Genomic DNA, 20,515 nt, shown 5'->3' with positions numbered 1-20,515 from the left:
TCAGTAGAGGAAGAAGGGGGCGGTCGGGTTGCCGGCGCGCGCCCCGGCCGACGGCGGCGCGACCTCCTGCACCTGCTGCGGCTGGATCCGCTCGAACGGGCTGCTGCGGTACGCGACCCCGTTCGCCTCGTACATCGCGGCGCCGAGGCGACCCACCGCGTTCGCCGGGTACGCGGCGAGGTGCGTCACCCGGGCGCCGATCTTGTCCTCCAGCCGGCTCTCCCGGGCGCCGTCCACGCTGACCTCGTAGACCGCTGGGCGACCGACCGCGCCCGCGAGGACCAGGGTGTTCTCGCCGTACCAGTCGACGGCCGACAGGCTGGTCAGCCGGGTGTGCAGCCGACGGGCCGGGCCGGGGGTCGCCCCCGCGCCGTCGGGGCTGAGTGCGGCGACGTAGAGCGCGCCCCCGGCGATGACGGCGATCCGGTGGCCGTCCAGCGAGGCCGCCACGGCGGTCACCGGGCCGGGTACGCCCAGCGGCACGGCGGTGAGCTGCGCCTGGGCGTCGAAGCGGTACAGGCTCCCGTCGGCGACCACGAGCCCGGCCGGTTGCCCCCGGTACGTGGAGCGCAGCCAGACCGGCTGGCCCATGGCGGCGTACCCCTTGGCGCTGCGGGTGAAGGCGGCCACCGGGTCGGTGCCGGTGCCGACGTAGAGCCACTGGCGGTTGGCGTCGGAGACCACCAGCGCCGCCAGGATCTGGTTGTCGGCGCGGCTGATCCCGGCGGAGACGACGTTCCGGTTCGCCTTGGGGTCCACGGGCACCGGGCCGGTCGGCTCTCCCGGGTAGGCCAGCGGGTGGACGGCGCCCTCGTAGACGCAGAACCGCTGGAAGCTCTCCGGGAGCTGGTACACCGGGCGGTCCAGGCGGCGCCGTTCCAGGTCGGGGATGAACTCCTGGGACTGGTTGCGGATCTTGATTTCGAGCGGCCCGTCGAGGTCCGACAGCGACCAGGCGAGCTGCGTGCCGAGCTGCTCCAGCCGGGCCTTGTCCTCCGGCATCTCCAGGTCGACCTCCCAGCGGCCGTCCGTCCGGGTGGCGTTGTTGATCAGGCGGGTGCCGTCCGGCAGCCGGCGCACGGCCGTGCCGAGCCAGGCCGAGGGCCCGGCGGTCAGCCACTTGACCACCTCGCTGACCCGCCGCTCGTCCGGCACGGCGAGCGGAAGGTAACGCTGGTCGGGGACGAGGCGGGTGCGGTCGTTGTTCCAGAAGTAGATCGTCCGGCTCTGGTAGTACGTCTCCAGGGCGTCGACGCTGAGCAGCAACGCGGTCGGCGGGTTCGCCACGTAGAGGCCTCCGTCCGCCACGCCCTCCTGCCCGGGCTGGCTGCGCAGCTCGAAGGTGTAGGTCGTGGTGCTCGTCTCCGGCGGGGCCAACGTGCCGTCCGTGCGCAGCTGCCCGACCTGCTGCACCTTGAGGGTGACCTCGGTCCGGTCCGGGGCGTAGACGGGCACCGGCTCCTCGGTGAGCCGGACGACGGCCAGCGTGACCTCGCTGCCCTGCTTGGTCTGGAGGCGGTCGCGGTCCGCCGGCACGATGAACTGCCGGACCCGCTGGTACGCCCCGTCCGGTTCGCCGGCCGCGGCGGAGAGGAAGTTCTGGACGAACTGCTCGGCGTCGGTGCCGGCCGCGCTCCGGCTCGGGGGCTCGCCCCGGCTGCCGCTGGTCGAGCCGCCCTCCGCCGCCGGCCCCGGCCCGTCCACCCTGACCTCGGTGTTCTCCGGGATGCCGCAGCCGGCCACGCCGCCCAGCAGCAGCGCGCCGCCGAGCAGGCCGGCGAGCAGTCGACGCCTCACGACCCCACCTCCGCGTGCCCCCCGTTGCCCGGCCGGCGCGGACCGACCGGCAGCGCGCCGTCGGTGCCCGGGCCGATCGTGAGTGTGCCCCCGGTGCCGGGACCGATGGCCAACAGCCCGCCCGCTCGGGGCCCGCCGAAGGGCAGCGTGGCGTCGGCCGGGACCAGCCGCAGCGGCGAGGTGGTCAGCCGGTCGCCGGCCCGCGACGGCAGGGTGAGCCGGAACTGGGCGCCCTGCCCGGGCGCGCCCCACGCTTCCAGCCAGCCGCCGTGCAGCCGGGCGTCCTCCAGGCTGATCGACAGGCCCAGCCCGGTGCCGCCGGTCTGCCGGGCCCGGGACGGGTCGGCCCGCCAGAAGCGGTTGAACACCAGCTTCTCCTCGCCCGGCTTGAGCCCCACCCCGTGGTCGCGGACGGTGATCGCCACCGCCGTGTCGTCCACCCCGAGCGTGATCAGCACCGGCTTGGCCTCGCCGTGCTCGACGGCGTTGCCGACCAGGTTGCGCAGCACCCGCTCCACCCGTCGGGGGTCCACCTCGGCGATCACCGGGGTGCCGGGGACGTCCAGCTCGATGGCCACCCCGACGCGCTCGGCGAGACCCGCCAGGCGGTCGGCCACCCGGTGCACGACCGGCACCAGGTCGGTCGGCTCGGAGTCCAGCATGGCGAAGCCGGCGTCGAAGCGGCTGATCTCCAGCAGGTCGGTGAGCAGCTCCTCGAAGCGGTCCAGCTCGGCCTGGAGCAGCTCGGCGCTGCGGGCCACCGCCGGGTCGAAGTCGTCCCGCTCGGCGAAGATCAGGTCGGCGGCCATCCGGACCGTGGTCAGCGGCGTGCGCAGCTCGTGCGAGACGTCGGAGGTGAAGCGGCGTTGCAGCCGGGACATCTCCTCCAGCCGCAGGATCTGCCGTTGCAGGTTGGTCGCCATCTGGTTGAACGACGCGGCGAGCAGGGCCAGGTCGTCCTCGCCGTTGACCACCATCCGCTGGTCGAGCAGGCCGGCGGAGAGCCGCTGGGCCGTGCGGGCGGCCACCCGTACCGGGGTCACCACCAGCCGGGTGACCAGGCCGGCGAGCAGGGCGAGCAGGAGCACCAGGGCCGCTCCGGTGGCGGCCACGGTGCCCCGTACGTCGGCGGCCGTGGTGTCCTGCCGGGCCAGCGGCACGAGGTAGTAGAGCTCCACCTGGCCGAACCGGGTCGGCACCGGCGAGCCGTAGACCAGGTACTTCGTGCGCTCCTCGCCGAGGCGCCCGGTGCGGATCTGGCTGGCGACCTTGCCCCCGGCGACGGTCTCGCGCAGCTCCCGGCTGATCAGCGGGCGGACGTTGACCGCGGGCGAGGACCGGGGCTGGATGGCCCCGGTGTGGTTGTCGGCGGTGAGCGCCACGATGACGCCGGTGGTCTGCTGCGGGTCACCGCCGGCCAGGTAGTTGACCGTGCCGTCGATGGTCTCCTGGAGCTGCCCCTCCTGCGGCTGGTTGTAGAGGCCGAACTGCTTCGCCGCGTAGTCCGCGCCGTTGCCCAGCCGGATCCGCACGTCGGTCTCGACGTTCTCCACCAGGATGCCGGTGATCTTGTCGGCGATCAGGTAGGCGAAACCGCCCACCAGCAGGCTCGACGCGACCAGTGTGATGGTCACCACCCGCAGCTGGAGCGACCGGCGCCAGCTCTGGTGCAACCCGGCGAGCAGACGCGCGGCCCGGCCGCTCACGCCACGCCACAGCTCCCGCGCGGCGACACGCCGGCGCGGAGCTGCCGTCGGGGGGTCCGGAATCGGGGAGGTGGCCACAGTGTGACCAGGCTATCCGGTGCCCGCCTTGTAGCCCACGCCCCGCACGGTGAGGATGATTTCCGGCCGCTCCGGATCCGGTTCGATCTTGGCCCGCAGCCGCTGCACGTGCACGTTGACCAGCCGCGTGTCCGCCGCGTGCCGGTAGCCCCAGACCTGCTCCAGCAGCACCTCGCGGGTGAAGACCTGGCGCGGCTTGCGGGCGAGCGCGACCAGCAGGTCGAACTCCAGCGGCGTCAGCTTCACCTCCTCGCCGTTGCGGCTGACGGTGTGCGCCGGCACGTCGATGGTGATCTGGTTGCCGGGCGGCCCGATGGTCAGCATCTCCGGGGCGACGTCCTCGCCCCGGCGCAGCCGCGCCCGCATCCGGGCGACCAGCTCCTTGGGCTTGAACGGCTTGACCACGTAGTCGTCGGCGCCGGACTCCAGGCCGAGCACCACGTCGACGGTGTCGCTCTTGGCGGTCAGCATGACGATCGGCACGCCCGACTCGGCCCGGATCGACCGCGCCACGTCGATGCCGCTCATGCCGGGGAGCATGAGGTCGAGCAGGACGATGTCGGGGCGGTTCTCGCGGAACGCGGCCAGCGCCCGCTCCCCGTCGGCGACGAAGGAGGGCAGGAATCCCTCGCTGCGCAGGACGATGCCGAGCATCTCGGCGAGCGCGGGGTCGTCGTCGACCACCAGTACCCGGGCTCTCATGGGGTTAATGTTTCCATCCCCTTCAGTTGGTGGGATCCCCGTCACCCGGCACGGTACTGCCGTGGGACGTCGCCGCCCAGCAACAGGTGCCCGGCGTCGCCGCCCCGACGTGCGGGTCCACCCGATCGGAACGGGCGTGTCACCATGATCCCCGCGTGCGCCGTCACGCGCCACCGCCGTCCGTCCCCAGGAGTACGCGTGCCCGACGCCGGCCCGACCGCCGTGCTTCCGCGCCGCCCCCTCACGGTCGGCGAACTGCTGGACTCCGCGGTCCTGCTGCTGCGTGGCCAGGCCCGGGTGCTGGTGCCGGTCGCCCTCGTACTGGCCGTGGCCGAACAGCTCCTGCTGCACCCGCTGCGGCTCGCCGCCGACACGGCGCCACCCGCCTGGCTGCCGGAGTTCGGGCGGTTCGGCGCGTACTGGCTGCTGCTGGCGGTGGGGGCGGCGACCGAGGCGCTGATCGTCCTGCTGCTCGGAAATCCTGCCGCCCGGGCCGCCGGGGCCGCCCTGTTCGGCCGCGCGCCGGGCCCCCGGGAACTGCTCCGCCCGGCCGGCGCGCGCTGGGGCGCCACCGCGCTGCTCGCCGTCCTCGTCGGCGTGGTGATGTGCGGGGTCGCGCTGTTCGGGCCGGCGTGGATCGTCGGGTTCGCCCTGCTCGGCGCCGTGGCGCCGGCGCTGGTCGTCGACCGGGTGCATCCGCTGCGCGCCCCGCTGCGCGCGGCCGCCCTGGCCGTCCGCGGCGCCGGCCGGGCCGGCTGGATCCGGCTGCTCGGCTACCTCGTGTGGTGGATCGTGCGCGTCGGCCTCGGCGTCGGCGTCTACGTCGGGCTGGACTCGTTCGACCTCGTCGACCGCGCCTGGGCCGGGTGGCTTTCGCTGGCCGTCTGGGCGGGCATGAACAGCGTCGCCTACCCGGCCCTGGCCTGCCTGGACGCGGTGCTGCACCTGGAGACCCGGATGCGTACCGAAGGGCTGGACATCCGGTTGTCCCGGGCCCGGCCGGGCACGCCGGAGACCGTGCTGCTGGCGGCCGGGCGATGAGCCTCAGCCGGTGGTGGACCGAGACCACGGCGGCGCTCGGCGACCGGGTGCCGCTGACCCTGGTCGCGCTGCTGCTGGTGCTCGCCGCGGTGCTGGTCGCGGTCGGCTGGTACACGTTCCCGGCCTGGGTCCCCCGGCGGTTGCCCCGGCTGCGTCGACGCCGCCGGGAGACCGCGCCGCCGGACGCCCCGCCGCCGGTCGTCCCCGCGCCCCGCGAGCCCGAGCTGCCGGCCGCCGCGTACGTCTCCCTCGCGGACCGGTTCGCCGCCGAGGGCCGGTACGCCGAAGCCGTCCGGGAGCGGCTGCGCGCGATGGTCCGGGAGCTGACCGCCCGGCGCGTGGTGCAGCCGCAGCCCGGCATGACCGTCGCCGAGCTGGTGCGGGCCGCGACGGACACCCGGCCCCAGGTGGGTCCACCGCTGAGCGCCGCCGGCGCGATCTTCTCCGAGCTCTGGTACGGCCAGCGCCCCGCCTCCGTCGAGCACGACCACCGGATGCGGGAGCACGCCGCCGACCTGGACCGGCTGCTGACCGGGCGACCCGAGGACGGGCCACGACCATGAGCGCACAGGCCACCGCCGTACCACCGGCGCCACGCGCGGACGTCGCCCCCCGGCGACGGCGCCGCCGGCACCGGCTGCTGATCCCGCTGGGCCTGGCCGCGGCGCTGCTGGCCACCACCCTGGTCACCCGCGCGGTCGACCAGCCCGACCCCGGCGACCGGGGATTCCTCTCGCCGGTCGCGACCGGGGACGACGGCGGCAGCCGGCTCGCCGACGCGCTGCGCGGGCAGGGTGTCACCGTGCAGCGGGAGACGGACACGCTGCGCGCCCTGCTGGCCGCGCGCGGCGGGGCTGCCACGCTCTTCGTGCCCGCGCCGGGGCTGCTGCACCCGGACACGGTCGGCGCGTTGGACTCGCTGCCCTCGACCACCAGGCTGGTGCTGGTGGACCCGTCGCGACGGGTCCTGGAGGCGGTGAGGCTGCTGCCGGTGCAACCGGCCGGTCGCCGGTGGGCCGCGCAGGCCGTGGGGCCGGACGCGCGGGGCCTGCCCTGCCCGCTGCCCGAGTTGCGGCAGCTCGGGCGGGTGGCGGTCGGGCTGCAGCGCTACGCGCTCGCCCCGGGCGCGTCGGCGCCCGTCCGGTTCTGCTTCGCCGACGGGCTCGCCCTGCTGCCCCGGGTCCCCGAGAGCACCGTGGCGGTGGGCGCCAGCGATCCGTTCCGCAACGACCGGATCGACGAGTGGGACAACCGGGCGTTCGCCACCGCGCTGCTCGGCGGGCCCGGCCGGGTGGTGTGGCTCGACCTGGACGGCCCCGAACCCCCGCCGGTCTTCGGCGACGGCAGCAGCGGCAGCCCGGCCTGGTCGCCGACGCCGGGCGGCTCCACCGGGTACGGCGGCCCGGGAAGCGGCACCGGCACCGGGGACGGCACCGGCGACGGGCGGCCCGGCGGCCCGGCTGACCCGGGCGGGGAGACCGACGACGACAGCGAGGGGCGGGGCGACAACCGGGCCGACAGGCCCGACCCGCCGAACCCGCTCTGGTCCGCCTTCCCCGGCTGGCTGTGGGCGTTGCTGGCCCAGCTCGCCCTTGCCGCCCTGCTGGCCGCGCTCTGGCGGGCCCGCCGGCTCGGCCCGCCGGCGCTGGAGCCGCTGCCGGTCACGGTCCGCTCGGCGGAGACGGTGCTCGGCCGGGCGCGGCTCTACGAGAAGGCGGGTGCCCGGGACGCGGCCGCGCGGACGCTGCGGAGCGCCGCCCTGGACCGCCTGACGCCCCGGCTGCACCTGCCGCCGACCGCGCCGCCGACCGACGTGGCCGCTGCGGTCGCCGCCCGCACCGGCGACGACCCCCGGTGGACCGACGAGGTGCTGCACGGCGCCGGGCCCGAGACCGACCAGGACCTGCTGGACCTGGCCCGCGCGCTGGACCGGCTGACCCGCGTCGCCGCCCCGCACGCCCCCGACGGACCGCCCCCGCCAGCCGCACCGCACCCGCACCGAGCCGAAGGAGACCCCCGGTGACCCGACCCGCCGGTACCGCCGAGCCGCCGACCATCGACCCCGTCGACCCCCGCGCCGCCCTGCACCGGCTGCGCGCCGAGGTCGCCAAGGCGGTCGTCGGGCAGGACGCGGTCGTCACCGGCCTGGTCATCGCCCTGCTCTGCCGCGGGCACGTGCTGCTGGAGGGCGTGCCGGGCGTGGCCAAGACCCTGCTGATCCGCACCGTGGCCACCGCCCTCGACCTGGGGTCCAAGCGGGTGCAGTTCACCCCGGACCTGATGCCGGGCGACGTCACCGGCTCGCTGATCTTCGACCCGCGCTCCGCCGCCTTCACCTTCCGCGAGGGGCCGGTCTTCACCAACCTGCTGCTCGCCGACGAGATCAACCGGACGCCGCCGAAGACCCAGTCGGCGCTGCTGGAGGTGATGGAGGAGCGGCAGGTCTCGGTGGAGGGCGAACGGCGGCCGCTGCCCGACCCGTTCATCGTCGCCGCCACCCAGAACCCGATCGAGTACGAGGGCACCTACCCGCTGCCGGAGGCGCAGCTCGACCGGTTCCTGCTCAAGCTCACCGTGCCGCTGCCCAACCGGGACGAGGAGCTGGGCGTGCTCCGCGCGCACCACGCCGGCTTCGACCCGCGCGACCTGACCGCTGCCGGCGTACGGCCGGTGGCCGACGCGGCCGACCTGGCGGCGGCCCGGGCGGCGGTCGGCCGGGTGCACGTGGCCGAGCCGCTCTTCGGCTACGTCGTCGACCTCTGCCGGGCCACCCGCAACACCCCGGCGCTGGAGCTGGGCGCCTCGCCCCGGGGCGCCACGGCGCTGCTCAACACGGCCAAGGCGTGGGCCTGGCTGGCCGGCCGCGACCACGTCGTACCGGACGACGTGAAGGCGGTCGCCCGGCCGACGCTGCGGCACCGGCTGCGGCTGCGCCCCGAGGTGGAGCTGGAGGGCGTCGGCGTGGACCAGGTGCTGGACACGGTGCTCGCCACCGTGCCGACGCCGCGATGACCTGGCGGGCGGCGCTCCTGCTGGCGGTCGGCGCGCTGACCCTGCCGGCCTGGCCGTCGCCGTTCGCCGGGCTGCTGGTGATGACCGGGGCGGTGCTGCTGCTGGTGCTGCTCGACCGGGCGCTGGCCGCGCCCCCGGGCGCGCTCACGGCCGCCCGGCAGGGGGACCGCGCGGTCCGGCTCGGCGGCACCGCCACCGTCGCGCTGCTGCTGCACAACCCCTCCGGCCGTACGCTGCGGGCGCGCGTCCGCGACGCCTGGGTGCCCTCCGCCGGCGCCCGCCCCGACGTGCCCCCGGGACAGCTCGTACGCGTCGAACCGGGCGCGACGGTGGCGCTGCCCAGCCGGCTGACCCCGCTGCGGCGGGGCGACCGGCCGGCGGTGGCGCTGACCGTGCGTTCGTTCGGGCCGCTGGGGCTCGGGTTCCGGCAGCGCTCCGGGCGGCCGGCGACCCCGCCGTGGACGCTGCGCGTGCTGCCCCGCTTCGACTCCCGCCGGCACCTGCCGGAGAAGCTGTCCCGGCTGCGGGTCATCGACGGCACCCAGGTGAGCCGGGGGCGGGGCCAGGGCACCGAGTTCGACACCCTCCGCGAGTACGTGGTCGGCGACGACGTGCGCTCGATCGACTGGCGGGCGAGCGCGCGCCGCGCCGACGTGCTGGTGCGCACGTGGCGGCCGGAGCGGGACCGCCGGCTGCTGTGCGTGCTGGACACCGGACGGACGTCGGCGGTGCGGGTCGGCGACGAACCCCGGCTGGACACCGCGATCGACGCCGCGCTGCTGCTCACCGCCCTCGCCGCCCGCGCCGGCGACCGGGTCGACCTGCTCGCGGCCGATGCGGCGGTACGGGCCACTGTCACCGGCACCGGCGGGCCGGCCCTGCTCTCCCGGGTGGTGCACGCCCTCGCCCCGCTCCAGCCGACGCTGGTGGAGACGGACTTCGACCTGATCGCGGGCGAGCTGCTGCGCCGGCAGCGCCAGCGCAGCCTGGTGGTGCTCTTCACCGCGTTGGAGGCCGGCGCCCTCGGCGAGGGGCTGCTGCCGGTGCTCCCCCGGCTGGCCGCCCGGCACAAGGTGGTGATCGCGGCGACGCACGACCCGGTGCTGACCGCCCTCACCACCACCGTCCCGCAGCGCCCGGCGGACGCCTACGCCGCAGCAGCGGCCTGGCGCGCCCTAACCGAACGAGACCGGGTCCGCACCGCCCTGGCCCGCCAAGGTGTGACGGTGGTGGACGCCCCGGCGGGCCGCCTGGCCCCCACCCTGGCCGACACCTACCTCCGCCTAAAGTCCCTGGGCCAACTCTGACCCACCCCACCCACCGGCAGGCCTCCGTTGATCATGAAGTTATTGCCCGTCCGCCCGGCGTGTCACGGCAACAACTTCATGATCAACGGGATCTGAGTGGGTGGCGCGGCGACCGAGGAGCACCACGTACGCCAGGAAGGCGAGCCAGACGGCGGCGCCCACGGCCACGCGGAGCGGAATGGGCACGGGCGCGGGGGTCACGAACGCCTCGATGACGGCGGAGACCGCGAAGAGCCCCACCAGCCCGACGGCGACCAGCACGCCCTCGCGTCCCGCCCGGGCCACCGACTGCCCCCGGGTGAGCTGCGTGGGCGGCGCGATCCACGCCCACCCGATGCGCAGGCCCACCCCGGCGGCCACGAAGACGCCGGTGAGTTCCAGCAGCCCGTGCGGGGTGATCAGGCCGAAGAAGACGTCCGCGCGGCCGTAGGCGACCATCACCCCGCCGACCACGCCGATGTTGAGCGCGTTCTGCCAGAGCAGGTAGAGCACCGGGACGATCAGGACCCCGGCGGCGAGGCACTGGGCGGCGAGCCAGGCGTTGTGCGTCCACAGGTGGAAGGCGAACGTCGGCGCGGAGAACTCGGTGTAGTAGCCGGCGAAGCCGGACTCGACCAGGTCGGCGGCCGCCGCCTCGCCGATGAAGGCCGCCGCCGTCTGCGGGTTGCCCGCGACGAACCAGATGAGGAAGAGGCTGAGCAGGCTGAACCCGGTCGCCACCCCGCACCACCAGGGCCAGGCGCGGTAGACCGCGGCGGGGAAGCCGGCCACGAAGAACCGCCCGACCGCCGCCCACGACGGGCGCGGGCGCCCGGTGAGCCGGGCCCGGGCGCGCAGCACCACCTGGGAGAGCTGGCTGACCAGCGCCGGGTCGGGTGAGCGGCTGCGCAGCACCGACAGCTGGGTGGTCGCCCGCTGGTAGAGGGCGACCAGCTCGTCGACCTCGGCGGCGTCGAGCCGGCCGCGCTTGGAGAGTTCCTCCAGCCGTCGCCACTGCCCGCCGTGTTCCGCGACGTACGCGTCGAGATCCACCGTCACCCCCGTCCGGCGATCATAGTGTTCACTGTCGGGGTGAGAGCACAACCTCGACCGCCGGCCCGACCCGCCCCATGGGGTGACGCCGGGCTGGTCAGCGGGGAGGCCGTGGAGCTGGACGTCCGGGCCGCCCGGATCGGTTCCCGGGTGCTCGCGCTGCTGCTCGACGTCCTGGCGCAGGCGGCACTCATGCTGGTGCTGTCCATGAGCGTCGGCATCGCGATGCTCAACCTGCCGGAGGGGCTGGTCGACGGCGCCCTGGCCGGTGGGATCGCCACGGTGGGCCTGATCCTGGTGCTGGTCGGCTACCCGGTGCTGTGCGAGCGGTTCAACCACGGCCGCACGCTGGGCAAGATGGCGGTCGGGCTGCGCGTGGTCAGCGCCGACGGCGCTCCGGTCGCGGCGCGGCAGTCGCTGATCCGGGCGCTGGTCGGCGTGGCCGTGGAGTGGCCCGGCCTGGTGCTGCCGCTGGTGAGCTGGGTGGCCGGGGTGACGGTGATGGTGACCGACCGGCGCGGGCGTCGGCTGGGCGACCTGGTGGCGGGCACGCTGGTCGTGCACACCCGCACGGCGACCGCCTGGCGGCACGTCCCCACGGCGGTACCCGCGCTGGCCGGTTGGGCGGGCGCGGTGGACCTGAGCCGGCTCGACGACGGCCTGGCGTTGGCCGCCCGCCAGTACCTGGCCCGGGTGCACCAGCTGGCGGAGCCGGCGCGGGGGCGGTTGGGGCACGGGTTGTGGACCGAGGTCTCGGCGGTGGTCACGCCGCCCCCGCCTCCGGGCATGCCCGAGTCGGTCTACCTGGCCGCGGTCCTCGGCGAGCGGCACCGCCGGGCGAGATACCGGCTGGGGCTCGACCGGTCGGCCGCCGCGACGCTCTGGCCGGAGCTGACACTCCACCCGCCCGCGCCACCCCGCGCGACCACGTCCGCCGCCGGGCCCGCAGCCGTCGCCACGTCTGAAGGCGCCGCCGGACCCGACCTCACCGCCGGGCCTGCGGGTGCAGCCGGGCCCGCGGGTGCCGTCGGGTCTGCGAGTGCCGCCGGACCCGACTTCACCGCCGGGCCCGCAGGCGTGGCCACGTCTGAAGGCGCCGTCGGGCCCGCGGGCGCCGTGCCGCCCGGCACGGTCCGTCCGGCGGTGCCCGTCGGGGCGCCGGCCGCCGTGCCGGTGCAGCCCGTTCCGGGGGTACGGCCGGCGGTCGCCCCGGCGGCACCGGGTGGCGTGCCCGTGCCCGACGTCGGCACCTGACCGGCGGGCGGGGGCCGCACACGTCGCGACCTGGGATCCACTCCGTCCAGGAGCGCCGCCGGTCACCCGGCTGTGGCAGGATCCGGCTCGCTCGCCCCTACCGAGACGGGAACATCGTGGCCGACGATCTGTTCACCCCCACCATCGCGCCGGCGGCGTACGGGACGCGACGCCGGCCGTGGCGACCGCAGTCGCTGATCTTCCCCGCCGTCTTCGCCGGTCCGCTGGCCGCCACCGTGCTGGCCCTGGTCAACGGGCACCGGCTGGGCCTGCCCCGTCGGACGAACCTGATGGTGCTCGGCGTCGGGCTGGCCGCGCTGACGGCCCGGTTGGCGCTCACGCTCGCCTTCCTCGACGACTGGGGGGACCGTCCCGTCCGGCTGATCGCGGCGCTGGCCGGCGCCGGGGTCTGGTTCGCCGCCTCCGCCACGCAGAAACGTCCGTTCCGGGCCTACGAGCTGCGTGGCGACGAGCCGGCGTCGCTGTGGCTGCCCGGCCTCGGGGCGGTGCTCCTGTTCGGGGTCGTCGAGGCCCTGCTGTTCCTGCTGGTGGCCGCCGTATGACCGCCCCGGAGGCCCAGCTCGCCCGGGTGGCGCACCTGCTCGAGCTGAACCGCGCGGAGCAGGCCCTCGACGAGGTCGACCGGCTCCCGGCCGCCCTGGCCCTCAGCCCGGCGGCGTTCCGGCTGCGGGCGTACGCGCTGACCTCGCTGAGCCGCTGGGACGACCTGGCCGCCGTCGCCCGTCGAGGGCTCGCCGAGGCCGGCCCGGACCCCGAACTGCTCGGCCGGCTCGGCGTCGCGCTGCGCCACCGCCGCGAGTACCCCGCCGCCGAGCGGGCACTGCTCGACGCGCTCGCCATCGAGCCGGAGGACCCGTGGCTGCTGTGCCAGTACGCGCAGCTCTGCTCGGCCGTGGGGCAGCTCGACAAGGCGGAACGCCTGGTCGCCCGGGCCGCCGCGATCAGCCCGCAGGAGCCGGCCGTCTTCGCGTGCCGCGTCCAACTCGCGTACGCCCAGGGGGACGACCGGGAGGCCGACCGGATCGCCAGGGAGTTCCTCGGGGCGTGGCCGGACAATCCGGCTGCGCTCGCCCTGCACGGCGCCACCTCGGCCCGGCGTGGCCGGTTGGGCACCGCGCGCCGCGCGTTCGGCCAGGCGGTGGCGCACGACCCGACCGATGCCGACTACGCCGAGGCGGCATGGGAGGCGCAGGTGCACGCGCACCCGCTGCTGCTGCCGCTGCGCCCGCTGCACCGGCTGGGGATCTTCCGCACCTGGCTGCTCGCGGTCGGCGTGATCGTGCTGCTGAACGTCGCCGGTCTGGACGTGCTCGCCGGCCTGTTCGCCGTGGCGTGGATGCTCTTCTGCGTCTGGTCGTGGATCGCTCCGCCGCTGGTCCGCCGGCTGGTGCTCGGTCGGTGGCGGTCGTGAGGGCGTTCGGGCCGTGGCTGGCCGTCCTCGCCGTGGTGCTGCTGCTCGACGCGCTGCGGCTGCGCGCGCTGGCCGCCGTGGTCTCGGTGGCGTGGCTCGTCTGGTGCGTGTGGAGCTGGGTCCGCCCCGCCCGTCGCCGCCCCCGCCGGGACTGACCGCCCGGCGGCGGGCGGCCGCCCGCGCTGACGCCGGCCGGCTCGACCCGTGGCGGCGCGCCCGCCCCGAAACGCCGACCGGGCCGGCCGCTCGGAAGGGAGCGGTCGGCCCGGTCGGCGCGGTGGATGTCAGTAGCGGTAGTGCTCCGGCTTGAACGGGCCCTCCACGGAGATGCCGAGGTAGGACGCCTGCTCCTTGGTGAGGGTGCTCAGCTTGGCGCCGAGCGCCTCCAGGTGCAGCCGGGCGACCTTCTCGTCGAGGTGCTTGGGCAGCACGTAGACGCCGATCGGGTATTCCTCGGTCTTGGTGAACAGCTCGATCTGGGCGATCGTCTGGTTGGCGAACGAGTTCGACATCACGAAGCTCGGGTGGCCGGTGGCGTTGCCCAGGTTGAGCAGGCGGCCCTCCGACAGCACGATGATGGCGTGCCCGTCGGCGAACTTCCAGAGGTCGACCTGCGGCTTGATGTTGACCCGCTCGACGTCGGAACGCTTCGCCAGGCCGGCCATGTCGATCTCGTTGTCGAAGTGGCCGATGTTGCCGACGATGGCCTGGTGCTTCATCCGGGCCATGTGCTCGTTGGTGATGACGTCGAAGCAGCCGGTGGCGGTGATGAAGATGTCGGCCTGCTCGACCACGTCGTCCAGGGTGGCGACCTGGTAGCCGTCCATCGCGGCCTGGAGCGCGCAGATCGGGTCGACCTCGGTCACCACGACCCGGGCGCCCTGGCCGCGCAGCGACTCGGCGCAGCCCTTGCCGACGTCGCCGTAGCCGAGCACGACCGCCATCTTGCCGCCGATCAGCACGTCGGTGGCCCGGTTGATGCCGTCGATCAGCGAGTGGCGGCAGCCGTACTTGTTGTCGAACTTGCTCTTCGTCACCGAGTCGTTGACGTTGATGGCGGGGAAGAGCAGGGTGCCGGCGCGGTGCATCTCGTAGAGCCGGTGCACGCCGGTGGTGGTCTCCTCGGTCACGCCCTTGATGCCGGCGGCGATCCGGGTCCACCGCTGGTTGTCCTCGGCGAGCGAGCGGTGCAGCACGCCGAGGATGACCGCGTACTCCTCGGAGTCGGCGGACTCGACCGGCGGCACCGCGCCGGCCTTCTCGAACTCGGCGCCCTTGTGCACCAGCAGGGTGGCGTCGCCGCCGTCGTCGAGGATCATGTTCGGGCCCTGCCCGTCGGGCCAGGCGAGCACCTGCTCGGTGCACCACCAGTACTCCTCCAGGCTCTCGCCCTTCCAGGCGTAGACCGGGACGCCGGCCGGGGCCTCGGGGGTGCCCTCCGGGCCGACGACGATCGCGGCGGCGGCGTGGTCCTGGGTGGAGAAGATGTTGCAGGACGCCCAGCGGACCTGCGCGCCGAGCGCGACCAGGGTCTCGATGAGGACGGCGGTCTGGATGGTCATGTGCAGCGACCCGGTGACCCGGGCACCGGCGAGCGGCTGGGCGTCGGCGAACTCACGACGGATCGCCATCAGGCCGGGCATCTCGTGCTCGGCGAGCTGGATCTCCTTACGCCCGAACTCGGCGAGCGACAGATCCGCCACCTTGTAGTCGCCCTCGGCGAGAGTGCTCGGCCGGGCCTCGGACGGCGTGCCGCTGGCGGACGCCGGGAGGGTGCTGGTCATGAAATCTCCTGTCGGACGATGTGCTGCGCGACCATTCACCTTACGCGCGCGAGCCGCCGACGGGAGGACCGGTCGGGTGAAGTGAGCACGAAGACATCAGCGGACAGCGCACGGGGCGGTCGGTCGTGAACGGTGTCCCGTCCATCGGCCGCCCGCCCCGTGCATCCCCCCGGTTTGGTTCCCCCGCGCGTTCTCGGACCTTCGTCGCGATAACGCTGCGTACTCATAGAGTCACACTCGGCCAGAGTCGCGTCAAGCTATTCCGGAAAAGTCGGACTTTCGCGTCGCCGCTGGGCCGGTCAGCGCAGGCCGCAGCTCGCGACGTACGCCTCCCCGGCGCCGCCCAGGCGCAGCGGCCCGGCGGCGGCGCTGCCGACGGCCGCCCGTCCGGGCGCCAGCGTCACCGCGCCTGCCCCGTCGTCGACCGAGACCTCGCCGGAGCGGCAGAGCACCACCCGGGGCCCGGGCACCTCGACCGACACCGCCGGCAGTCCCGCGCCCACCGTCACCCGGTGCAGCGCGAAGTCCTCCACCGGCACCGGCCACGTGACCACGCCCGGGGCGACCTCCAGCGGCGGCACCACCGGGTCGCGCAGCACCTCGAAGCGCAGCACCCGCAGCAGCTCCTCGACGTCCACCCGCTTCGGCGTCAGCCCGCCGCGCAGCACGTTGTCGCTGGCCGCCATGATCTCCACGCCGGTGCCACGCAGGTAGGCGTGCAGGTTCCCCGCCGGCATCCAGATCGCCTCGCCGGGGGCCAGCCGCACCCGGTTGAGCAGCATCGCCACCAGCACCCCGGGGTCGCCCGGGTAGGCGGCGGCCAGGTCCCGGGCCAGTTCCGCGTCCGGCCCCGCGACCGGCGCCGACGCCACGGCCACCACCAGCGCGTCGCGCCCGTCGGCGGGCCAGGTCAGCAGCAGTCGTACGGCGTCACGCAGGCCCGCCGGCCCGGTCCGCAGCGCCGCCAGCACCGGCTCCAGCGCGGGTACGCCGAAGCCGGCCAGCGCCGCCGCCGAGGCCGCCGGGTCCCGGAAACCGCAGAGCGCCTCCATCGGCGAGAGCGCGACCAGCAGCTCCGGCTTGTGGTACGGATCGACGTAGTTGCGCTGTCCGTCGGGGCGGGCGGCGTCGGCGGCGTGCCCGGCGCGGGCCTGCTCGGCGTCCGGGTGCGCCTGGAGGCTCAGCGGGGCGTCGGCGGCGAGCACCTTGAGCAGGAACGGCAGCCGGGTGCCGAACCGGCCGACCAACCGCTCGCCGAGCCAGTGGTGCGGCTCGGCGAGCAGCAGGTCGGTCAGGCTCACCCGGTCGCCGTCGCGGTCGACCAGGGCCGGGCCGCCCGGGTGGGCGCCCAGCCACAGTTCGGCCTCCGGGCCGTCGCTCGGCGCCGGCCGCCCCTGCAACTCGGCGATCGCCGAGCGGGACCCCCAGGCGTAGTCGCGGATCGGTCCGTGCAGCAGTTCCACCGGTCAGCTCCCGGGCCGCCCGGCGACCTCACCCGGCTCGGCGGGCGACGCGGTCCCGGCGACCGCCCGCTCGGCGGTGGCGTGGTAGATGTCCGGTTCCAGGTAGATCACCCGGGCGGTCGGCACGGCGGCGCGGATCCGACCCTCGACGGTGTTGATGCTCTGCGCCAGCACCTCGGCGGTGACGCCGGCCGGCACGGCGACCTTGGCGGCCACCATCAGCTCCTCGGGCCCGAGGTAGAGCGTCTTCATGTGGATGATCCGCTCGAACTCGGGGCCGTCGGTGACCGCCTTCTCCAGCGCGGCGACGTCGTGCGCCTCGGCGCCCTCACCGAGCAGCAGGCTCTTGGTCTCGATGGCCAGGATGATCGCGATGATCACCAGCAGCACACCGATCATCGCGGTGCCCACCGCGTCCCACCGGCCGTTGCCGGTGATCAGCGTCATGCCCACGCCGAAGAGCGCGAAGACCAGACCGACCAGCGCGCCCAGGTCCTCCAGCAGCACCACCGGCAGCTCGGGGGCCTTGGCGCGCCGGACGAACTTCACCCACGACTGGTTGCCCCGGACGAGGTTGGACTCGACGATCGCGGTGCGGAAGGAGAACGTCTCCATGATGATCGCCGCCACCAGCACCACGACCGGCACCCAGTGCCACGAGGTGATGCCCTCCTCGTGCGACCACTTGTGGTACGCCTCGTAGAGGGCGAACAGGCCACCGACGCTGAACAGCACGATGGAGACGATGAACGCGTAGATGTAGCGCTCCCGGCCGTAGCCGAAAGGGTGCTGAGGAGTGGCCGCGCGCTTGGCCCGACGCCCGCCGAGCAGCAGCAGGGCCTGGTTGCCGGAGTCCGCGACCGAGTGGATCGACTCGGCCAGCATCGACGACGACCCGGTCAGCAGGAACGCGACGAACTTGGTGACGGCGATGCCGGCGTTGGCCAGCAGGGCGGCGACGATCGCCTTCGTACCACCGTTGGCGCTCACGCCGTCGCTCCGTCGTGTCGCGCGGCACCGCCGGGCATCGGCGCGACGCGCCGCTCGACCCGTTCCCTGCTATCGCTCACTGGTTTGCCAGCTCCTTCATTTCGGTGATGGCCGGCACGGCCATCGGGTCCAGTCCGTGTGCCAGGGCGAGGTAGATCGAGGCGAAGTCCGGCACGGCGACCAGCGAGGCGAGCCGCTCCAGCGCGGAGCCGCCCTCGGCGGTCACCACGTCGCAGCGCACGCCGCGCCGCTCGGCGAGGGTCTGCACGGCGTCCGCGCGGCGCTCCTCGACGTCGAGGGGCTCGTCGGCGTCGTCCTCCGGGTTCAGCCCGCCGTCGCGCAGCAGCACCAACCGCAGCCGGGTGCCCGACGGCGCCTCCGCGTCGGGGTCGGCGAAGATGTCGCGCTCCCCCTCGGCCAGACCGCCGAACACGCCGTCGAGCAGGCCGACCCGACCGCGCCCCGCCTCGCCGAGCGCCCCGCTGACCACGGGGTAGCGGGCGTTGGCGGACAGGGTGTCGCCGAACCGGCGGGCCGCGACCGTGGCCAGCGGCGACGAGCCCCAGACGATCGGCACCGAGCCGGCGAGGCCCAGGGCCAGCGACTTCGCGGGGTTGACGAAGGACTCGGCCGTCGGGCGGCAGCGGTCGGCGTCCGCGTCCAGCCGGGCCGCGGTCTCCGCCAGATCCGCCTCGTTGACCTTCACGAGCCCGAGCGTACGGGCGGCGAGCAGGACCGGCACGGTGAGCGCCCAGAGGCTGGCCCGGGCCGGGGCGCGCCGGGGCACCGGGATGAACGGCGCCCGGGCCCGCTCGGCCACGGACTGCAACTGCGAGTCGGGCGCGCCGACGGCGACCAGTCGGGCGCCCCGGCGGTGCGCGGCCTCGGCGGCGCCCAGCGCCTCGGGGCTGCGACCGGACGCGCTGACGGCGATGACCACGTCGGCGGCGCCCACCCAGCCGGGCACACCGGCGCTGCGGTGCGGGATGACCGGCACCGGGCAGCGCGGCCCGGCGACGGTGGCCAGCACGTCACCGGTACGCCCGGCGGTGCCGATGCCGGCGATGACGACCGCCCGGGGGCGGCCCTCGTCGGCGAGCACCTGGAGGTTGGCCTCGGCGGCCAGCGCGGCCGTCTCGCGGACCTGCGCCCCGGCGGAGGCGGTGTGCCGCAGCATGCCGCCCGGGTCGTGCTCGGCCAGCGCGGCCGGGTCGTCGAGCAGTGCCTCGTCGGGCTCGCGTCGGCCGCTGACCCCGGCCACACCGTCGATCACGACTGCTCCGAGGGGCCGCGCGCCTCGTCCAGCAGCAGCACCGGCACGTCGTCGCGGACCTCGAAGATCCGGCCGCACTCGGTGCAGGTCAGCGTCTGCGCCTGCGCGTCGTAGTCGAGCGGGGCGTGATGCGTGTCCGGACAGGCGAGGATTTCCAGCAACTGCGGGTCCAGGGCCACGGCGCGGCTCCTTCCACGTATGCGGTCTCACCGATCGACGGTGCCGACCGGCGCAGGCGATCTTATCGGCGAACGCGGTCGAGCACCTCGTCACGGAGGGCGGTCATCCGCTCCCGCGTCGGGGCCTCGACGTTGAGCCGCAGCAGCGGCTCGGTGTTGGAGGCGCGCAGATTGAACCACGCGCCGTCCGGGAAGCGCAGGGTCAGCCCGTCCATCTCGTCGACGTCGGCCTGCGGGTACGCGGCCCGCACCTCGGCCACCTTCGCGGCCTGGTCGGCCACCGTCGAGTTGATCTCACCCGAGGCCACGTACCGCTCGTACTCGCTGGCCAGCACGGACAGCGGCAGCGACTGCTCGCCCAGGGCGGCCAGGGTGTGCAGCGCGGCGAGCATGCCGGTGTCGGCGAACCAGAAGTCGCGGAAGTAGTAGTGGGCGGAGTGCTCGCCGCCGAAGATCGCGTTCGTCCGGGCCATCTCCGCCTTGATGAAGGAGTGCCCGACCCGGGCGACGACCGGCTCGCCGCCGTGCTCGCGGATGATCTCCGGCACCGCCCGGGAGGTGATCAGGCCGTGGATCACCGTCGAGCCGGGGTGCTTGGCCAGCTCGCGGGCCGCCACCAGGGCCGTGACCGCCGACGGCGAGACCGGCTCGCCGCGCTCGTCGACCACGAAGCAGCGGTCGGCGTCGCCGTCGAACGCCAGGCCGATCTCGGCGCCGTGCTCGATCACCGCGCGCTGGAGGTCGACCAGGTTGGCCGGGTCCAGCGGGTTGGCCTCGTGGTTGGGGAAGGTGCCGTCGAGCTCGAAGTAGAGCGGCACGATCTCCAGCGGCAGGGCCGGCAGGACGGCGTCGCCGAGCACGGCCGGGACGGTGTAGCCGGCCATGCCGTTGCCGGCGTCCACGACCACCTTCAGCGGACGGATGCCCGAGAGGTCGACCAGCTGCCGCAGGTACGCCGCGTAGTCGGCCAGCAGGTCGCGGCGCTCGGCCGGCGCGGCCGGCGTGCCGGTCGGACGCTCGCCCTTGTCCAGCAGCGCCTGCGCCCGCTCGCGGATCTCGGCCAGCCCGCTGTCCTGCCCGATCGGGCGCGCCCCGGAGCGGCACATCTTGATGCCGTTGTACTGCGCCGGATTGTGGCTGGCGGTGAACATCGCGCCGGGCAGCCCCAGCGCGCCGGAGGCGTAGTAGAGCATGTCGGTGGAGGCGAGACCCAGCTCGATGACGGCGCGCCCCTCGGCGCGCACGCCGGCGGCGAAGGCGGCGGCCAGAGCAGGACCGGTGGCACGCATGTCGTGCGCGACGAGCGCCGCCCCGTCCCGCTCACCGAAGCCGTCCAGCACCTGCGCGAAGGCCGTGCCGAGGGCCTCGGCGGCCTGCTCGTCCCACTGGTCCGGCACCGTCCCACGGACGTCGTAGGCCTTCACGATCTGGGACAGATCAGACACCGGTCTCGCTCCTCGCGCCG

The 20,515-nt window shown here is 74.9% G+C and carries 19 protein-coding genes; 9 read left to right on the top strand and 10 right to left on the bottom strand.

The genetic code is table 11. From position 1 onward, the window contains the following. The 3 genes from OG989_RS12205 to mtrA are packed head-to-tail and all read right to left on the bottom strand — an operon-like array spanning window position 1 to window position 4,283. Window positions 1–1,797, bottom strand: coding sequence for an LpqB family beta-propeller domain-containing protein (locus OG989_RS12205; protein ID WP_327030548.1), 1,797 nt, complete (start codon window positions 1,795–1,797; stop codon window positions 1–3). Then, window positions 1,794–3,581, bottom strand: coding sequence for an MtrAB system histidine kinase MtrB (gene mtrB, locus OG989_RS12200; RefSeq protein WP_327030547.1), 1,788 nt, complete (start codon window positions 3,579–3,581; stop codon window positions 1,794–1,796). The genes OG989_RS12205 and mtrB overlap by 4 nt, the downstream gene beginning before the upstream one ends. Before the next feature lie 12 nt (window positions 3,582–3,593). Further along, entirely contained in the window at window positions 3,594–4,283 is a 690-nt protein-coding gene (mtrA, locus tag OG989_RS12195; protein WP_089001893.1) for an MtrAB system response regulator MtrA, read from the bottom strand. Between the two features lie 198 nt (window positions 4,284–4,481). On the opposite strand from mtrA, the gene OG989_RS12190 reads away from it, so the two are divergent. From OG989_RS12190 to OG989_RS12170, 5 genes are read left to right on the top strand one after another with little or no spacing between them, the layout of a single operon-like run. Beyond that, window positions 4,482–5,324 carry a hypothetical protein gene (locus OG989_RS12190; protein ID WP_327030546.1) on the top strand — a complete coding sequence of 281 codons (843 nt, stop codon included), beginning with the start codon at window positions 4,482–4,484 and terminating at the stop codon, window positions 5,322–5,324. Then, window positions 5,321–5,887, top strand: a complete 567-nt coding sequence (locus tag OG989_RS12185; protein WP_151457047.1) for a DUF4129 domain-containing protein — start codon at window positions 5,321–5,323, stop codon at window positions 5,885–5,887. The genes OG989_RS12190 and OG989_RS12185 overlap by 4 nt, the downstream gene beginning before the upstream one ends. Beyond that, the gene (locus OG989_RS12180) at window positions 5,884–7,347 is read left to right on the top strand and encodes a DUF4350 domain-containing protein (RefSeq protein ID WP_327030545.1); all 1,464 of its coding nucleotides are present in this window, start codon (window positions 5,884–5,886) and stop codon (window positions 7,345–7,347) included. Before OG989_RS12185 ends, OG989_RS12180 begins: the two co-directional genes overlap by 4 nt. After that, on the top strand, window positions 7,344–8,336 hold the full coding sequence (locus OG989_RS12175; RefSeq protein WP_192581560.1) for an AAA family ATPase: 993 nt from the start codon (window positions 7,344–7,346) through the stop codon (window positions 8,334–8,336). The genes OG989_RS12180 and OG989_RS12175 overlap by 4 nt, the downstream gene beginning before the upstream one ends. Beyond that, on the top strand, window positions 8,333–9,643 hold the full coding sequence (locus OG989_RS12170) for a DUF58 domain-containing protein (RefSeq protein WP_327030544.1): 1,311 nt from the start codon (window positions 8,333–8,335) through the stop codon (window positions 9,641–9,643). The genes OG989_RS12175 and OG989_RS12170 overlap by 4 nt, the downstream gene beginning before the upstream one ends. A gap of 39 nt (window positions 9,644–9,682) precedes the next feature. Here OG989_RS12170 and OG989_RS12165 read toward each other — a convergent pair whose 3' ends face one another. Beyond that, window positions 9,683–10,681, bottom strand: coding sequence for a stage II sporulation protein M (locus OG989_RS12165; protein WP_327030543.1), 999 nt, complete (start codon window positions 10,679–10,681; stop codon window positions 9,683–9,685). Window positions 10,682–10,714: 33 nt separating this feature from the next. Here OG989_RS12165 and OG989_RS12160 point away from each other — a divergent pair, with 33 nt between their 5' ends. The 4 genes from OG989_RS12160 (at window position 10,715) to OG989_RS12145 (ending at window position 13,516) form a co-directional block, all read left to right on the top strand. Continuing rightward, window positions 10,715–11,929, top strand: a complete 1,215-nt coding sequence (locus OG989_RS12160) for an RDD family protein (protein ID WP_327030542.1) — start codon at window positions 10,715–10,717, stop codon at window positions 11,927–11,929. A 116-nt stretch (window positions 11,930–12,045) separates the two neighbouring features. Continuing rightward, complete coding sequence (locus OG989_RS12155) at window positions 12,046–12,492, top strand: hypothetical protein (protein ID WP_151456581.1); 447 nt, start codon at window positions 12,046–12,048, stop codon at window positions 12,490–12,492. Then, on the top strand, window positions 12,489–13,361 hold the full coding sequence (locus tag OG989_RS12150; protein WP_151456582.1) for a tetratricopeptide repeat protein: 873 nt from the start codon (window positions 12,489–12,491) through the stop codon (window positions 13,359–13,361). The genes OG989_RS12155 and OG989_RS12150 overlap by 4 nt, the downstream gene beginning before the upstream one ends. Continuing rightward, window positions 13,358–13,516 carry a hypothetical protein gene (locus tag OG989_RS12145; protein WP_192581536.1) on the top strand — a complete coding sequence of 53 codons (159 nt, stop codon included), beginning with the start codon at window positions 13,358–13,360 and terminating at the stop codon, window positions 13,514–13,516. The genes OG989_RS12150 and OG989_RS12145 overlap by 4 nt, the downstream gene beginning before the upstream one ends. A 129-nt stretch (window positions 13,517–13,645) precedes the next feature. Here the strand turns inward: OG989_RS12145 and ahcY are convergent, their stop codons facing one another. The 6 genes from ahcY to OG989_RS12115 form a co-directional block, all read right to left on the bottom strand. Beyond that, window positions 13,646–15,145, bottom strand: coding sequence for an adenosylhomocysteinase (ahcY, locus tag OG989_RS12140; protein WP_151456583.1), 1,500 nt, complete (start codon window positions 15,143–15,145; stop codon window positions 13,646–13,648). A 299-nt stretch (window positions 15,146–15,444) separates the two neighbouring features. Further along, window positions 15,445–16,608 carry a mannose-6-phosphate isomerase, class I gene (gene manA / locus OG989_RS12135; RefSeq protein ID WP_327030541.1) on the bottom strand — a complete coding sequence of 388 codons (1,164 nt, stop codon included), beginning with the start codon at window positions 16,606–16,608 and terminating at the stop codon, window positions 15,445–15,447. Window positions 16,609–16,611: 3 nt separating this feature from the next. After that, the gene (locus OG989_RS12130; protein ID WP_327030540.1) at window positions 16,612–17,598 is read right to left on the bottom strand and encodes a cation diffusion facilitator family transporter; all 987 of its coding nucleotides are present in this window, start codon (window positions 17,596–17,598) and stop codon (window positions 16,612–16,614) included. Window positions 17,599–17,674: 76 nt separating this feature from the next. Then, window positions 17,675–18,871 (bottom strand): SIS domain-containing protein, encoded by a 1,197-nt coding sequence (locus tag OG989_RS12125; protein ID WP_151456586.1) that lies wholly within the window; start codon window positions 18,869–18,871, stop codon window positions 17,675–17,677. Then, a complete protein-coding gene (locus OG989_RS12120) occupies window positions 18,868–19,050 on the bottom strand; it encodes a Trm112 family protein (RefSeq protein WP_121396478.1) in 183 nt (60 codons plus the stop codon). Before OG989_RS12120 ends, OG989_RS12125 begins: the two co-directional genes overlap by 4 nt. Before the next feature lie 62 nt (window positions 19,051–19,112). After that, entirely contained in the window at window positions 19,113–20,495 is a 1,383-nt protein-coding gene (locus OG989_RS12115) for a phosphomannomutase/phosphoglucomutase (protein ID WP_151456587.1), read from the bottom strand. Between the last annotated feature and the right edge of the window lie 20 nt (window positions 20,496–20,515).

It is taken from the genome of Micromonospora sp. NBC_01740, from assembly GCF_035920365.1.
Taxonomy (GTDB): Bacteria; Actinomycetota; Actinomycetes; order Mycobacteriales; family Micromonosporaceae; genus Micromonospora; species Micromonospora reichwaldensis.
Note: the sequence above shows the minus strand (reverse complement) of the source record. Positions and strands in the feature narration are given on the sequence as shown.

Coding starts and splice junctions, on each gene's coding strand:
- mtrA (WP_089001893.1), bottom strand. CDS start 4,283: ATGAGAGCCCGGGTACTGGTGGTCGACGACGACCCCGCGCTCGCCGAG.
- OG989_RS12185 (WP_151457047.1), top strand. CDS start 5,321: ATGAGCCTCAGCCGGTGGTGGACCGAGACCACGGCGGCGCTCGGCGAC.
- OG989_RS12180 (WP_327030545.1), top strand. CDS start 5,884: ATGAGCGCACAGGCCACCGCCGTACCACCGGCGCCACGCGCGGACGTC.
- OG989_RS12170 (WP_327030544.1), top strand. CDS start 8,333: ATGACCTGGCGGGCGGCGCTCCTGCTGGCGGTCGGCGCGCTGACCCTG.
- OG989_RS12150 (WP_151456582.1), top strand. CDS start 12,489: ATGACCGCCCCGGAGGCCCAGCTCGCCCGGGTGGCGCACCTGCTCGAG.
- ahcY (WP_151456583.1), bottom strand. CDS start 15,145: ATGACCAGCACCCTCCCGGCGTCCGCCAGCGGCACGCCGTCCGAGGCC.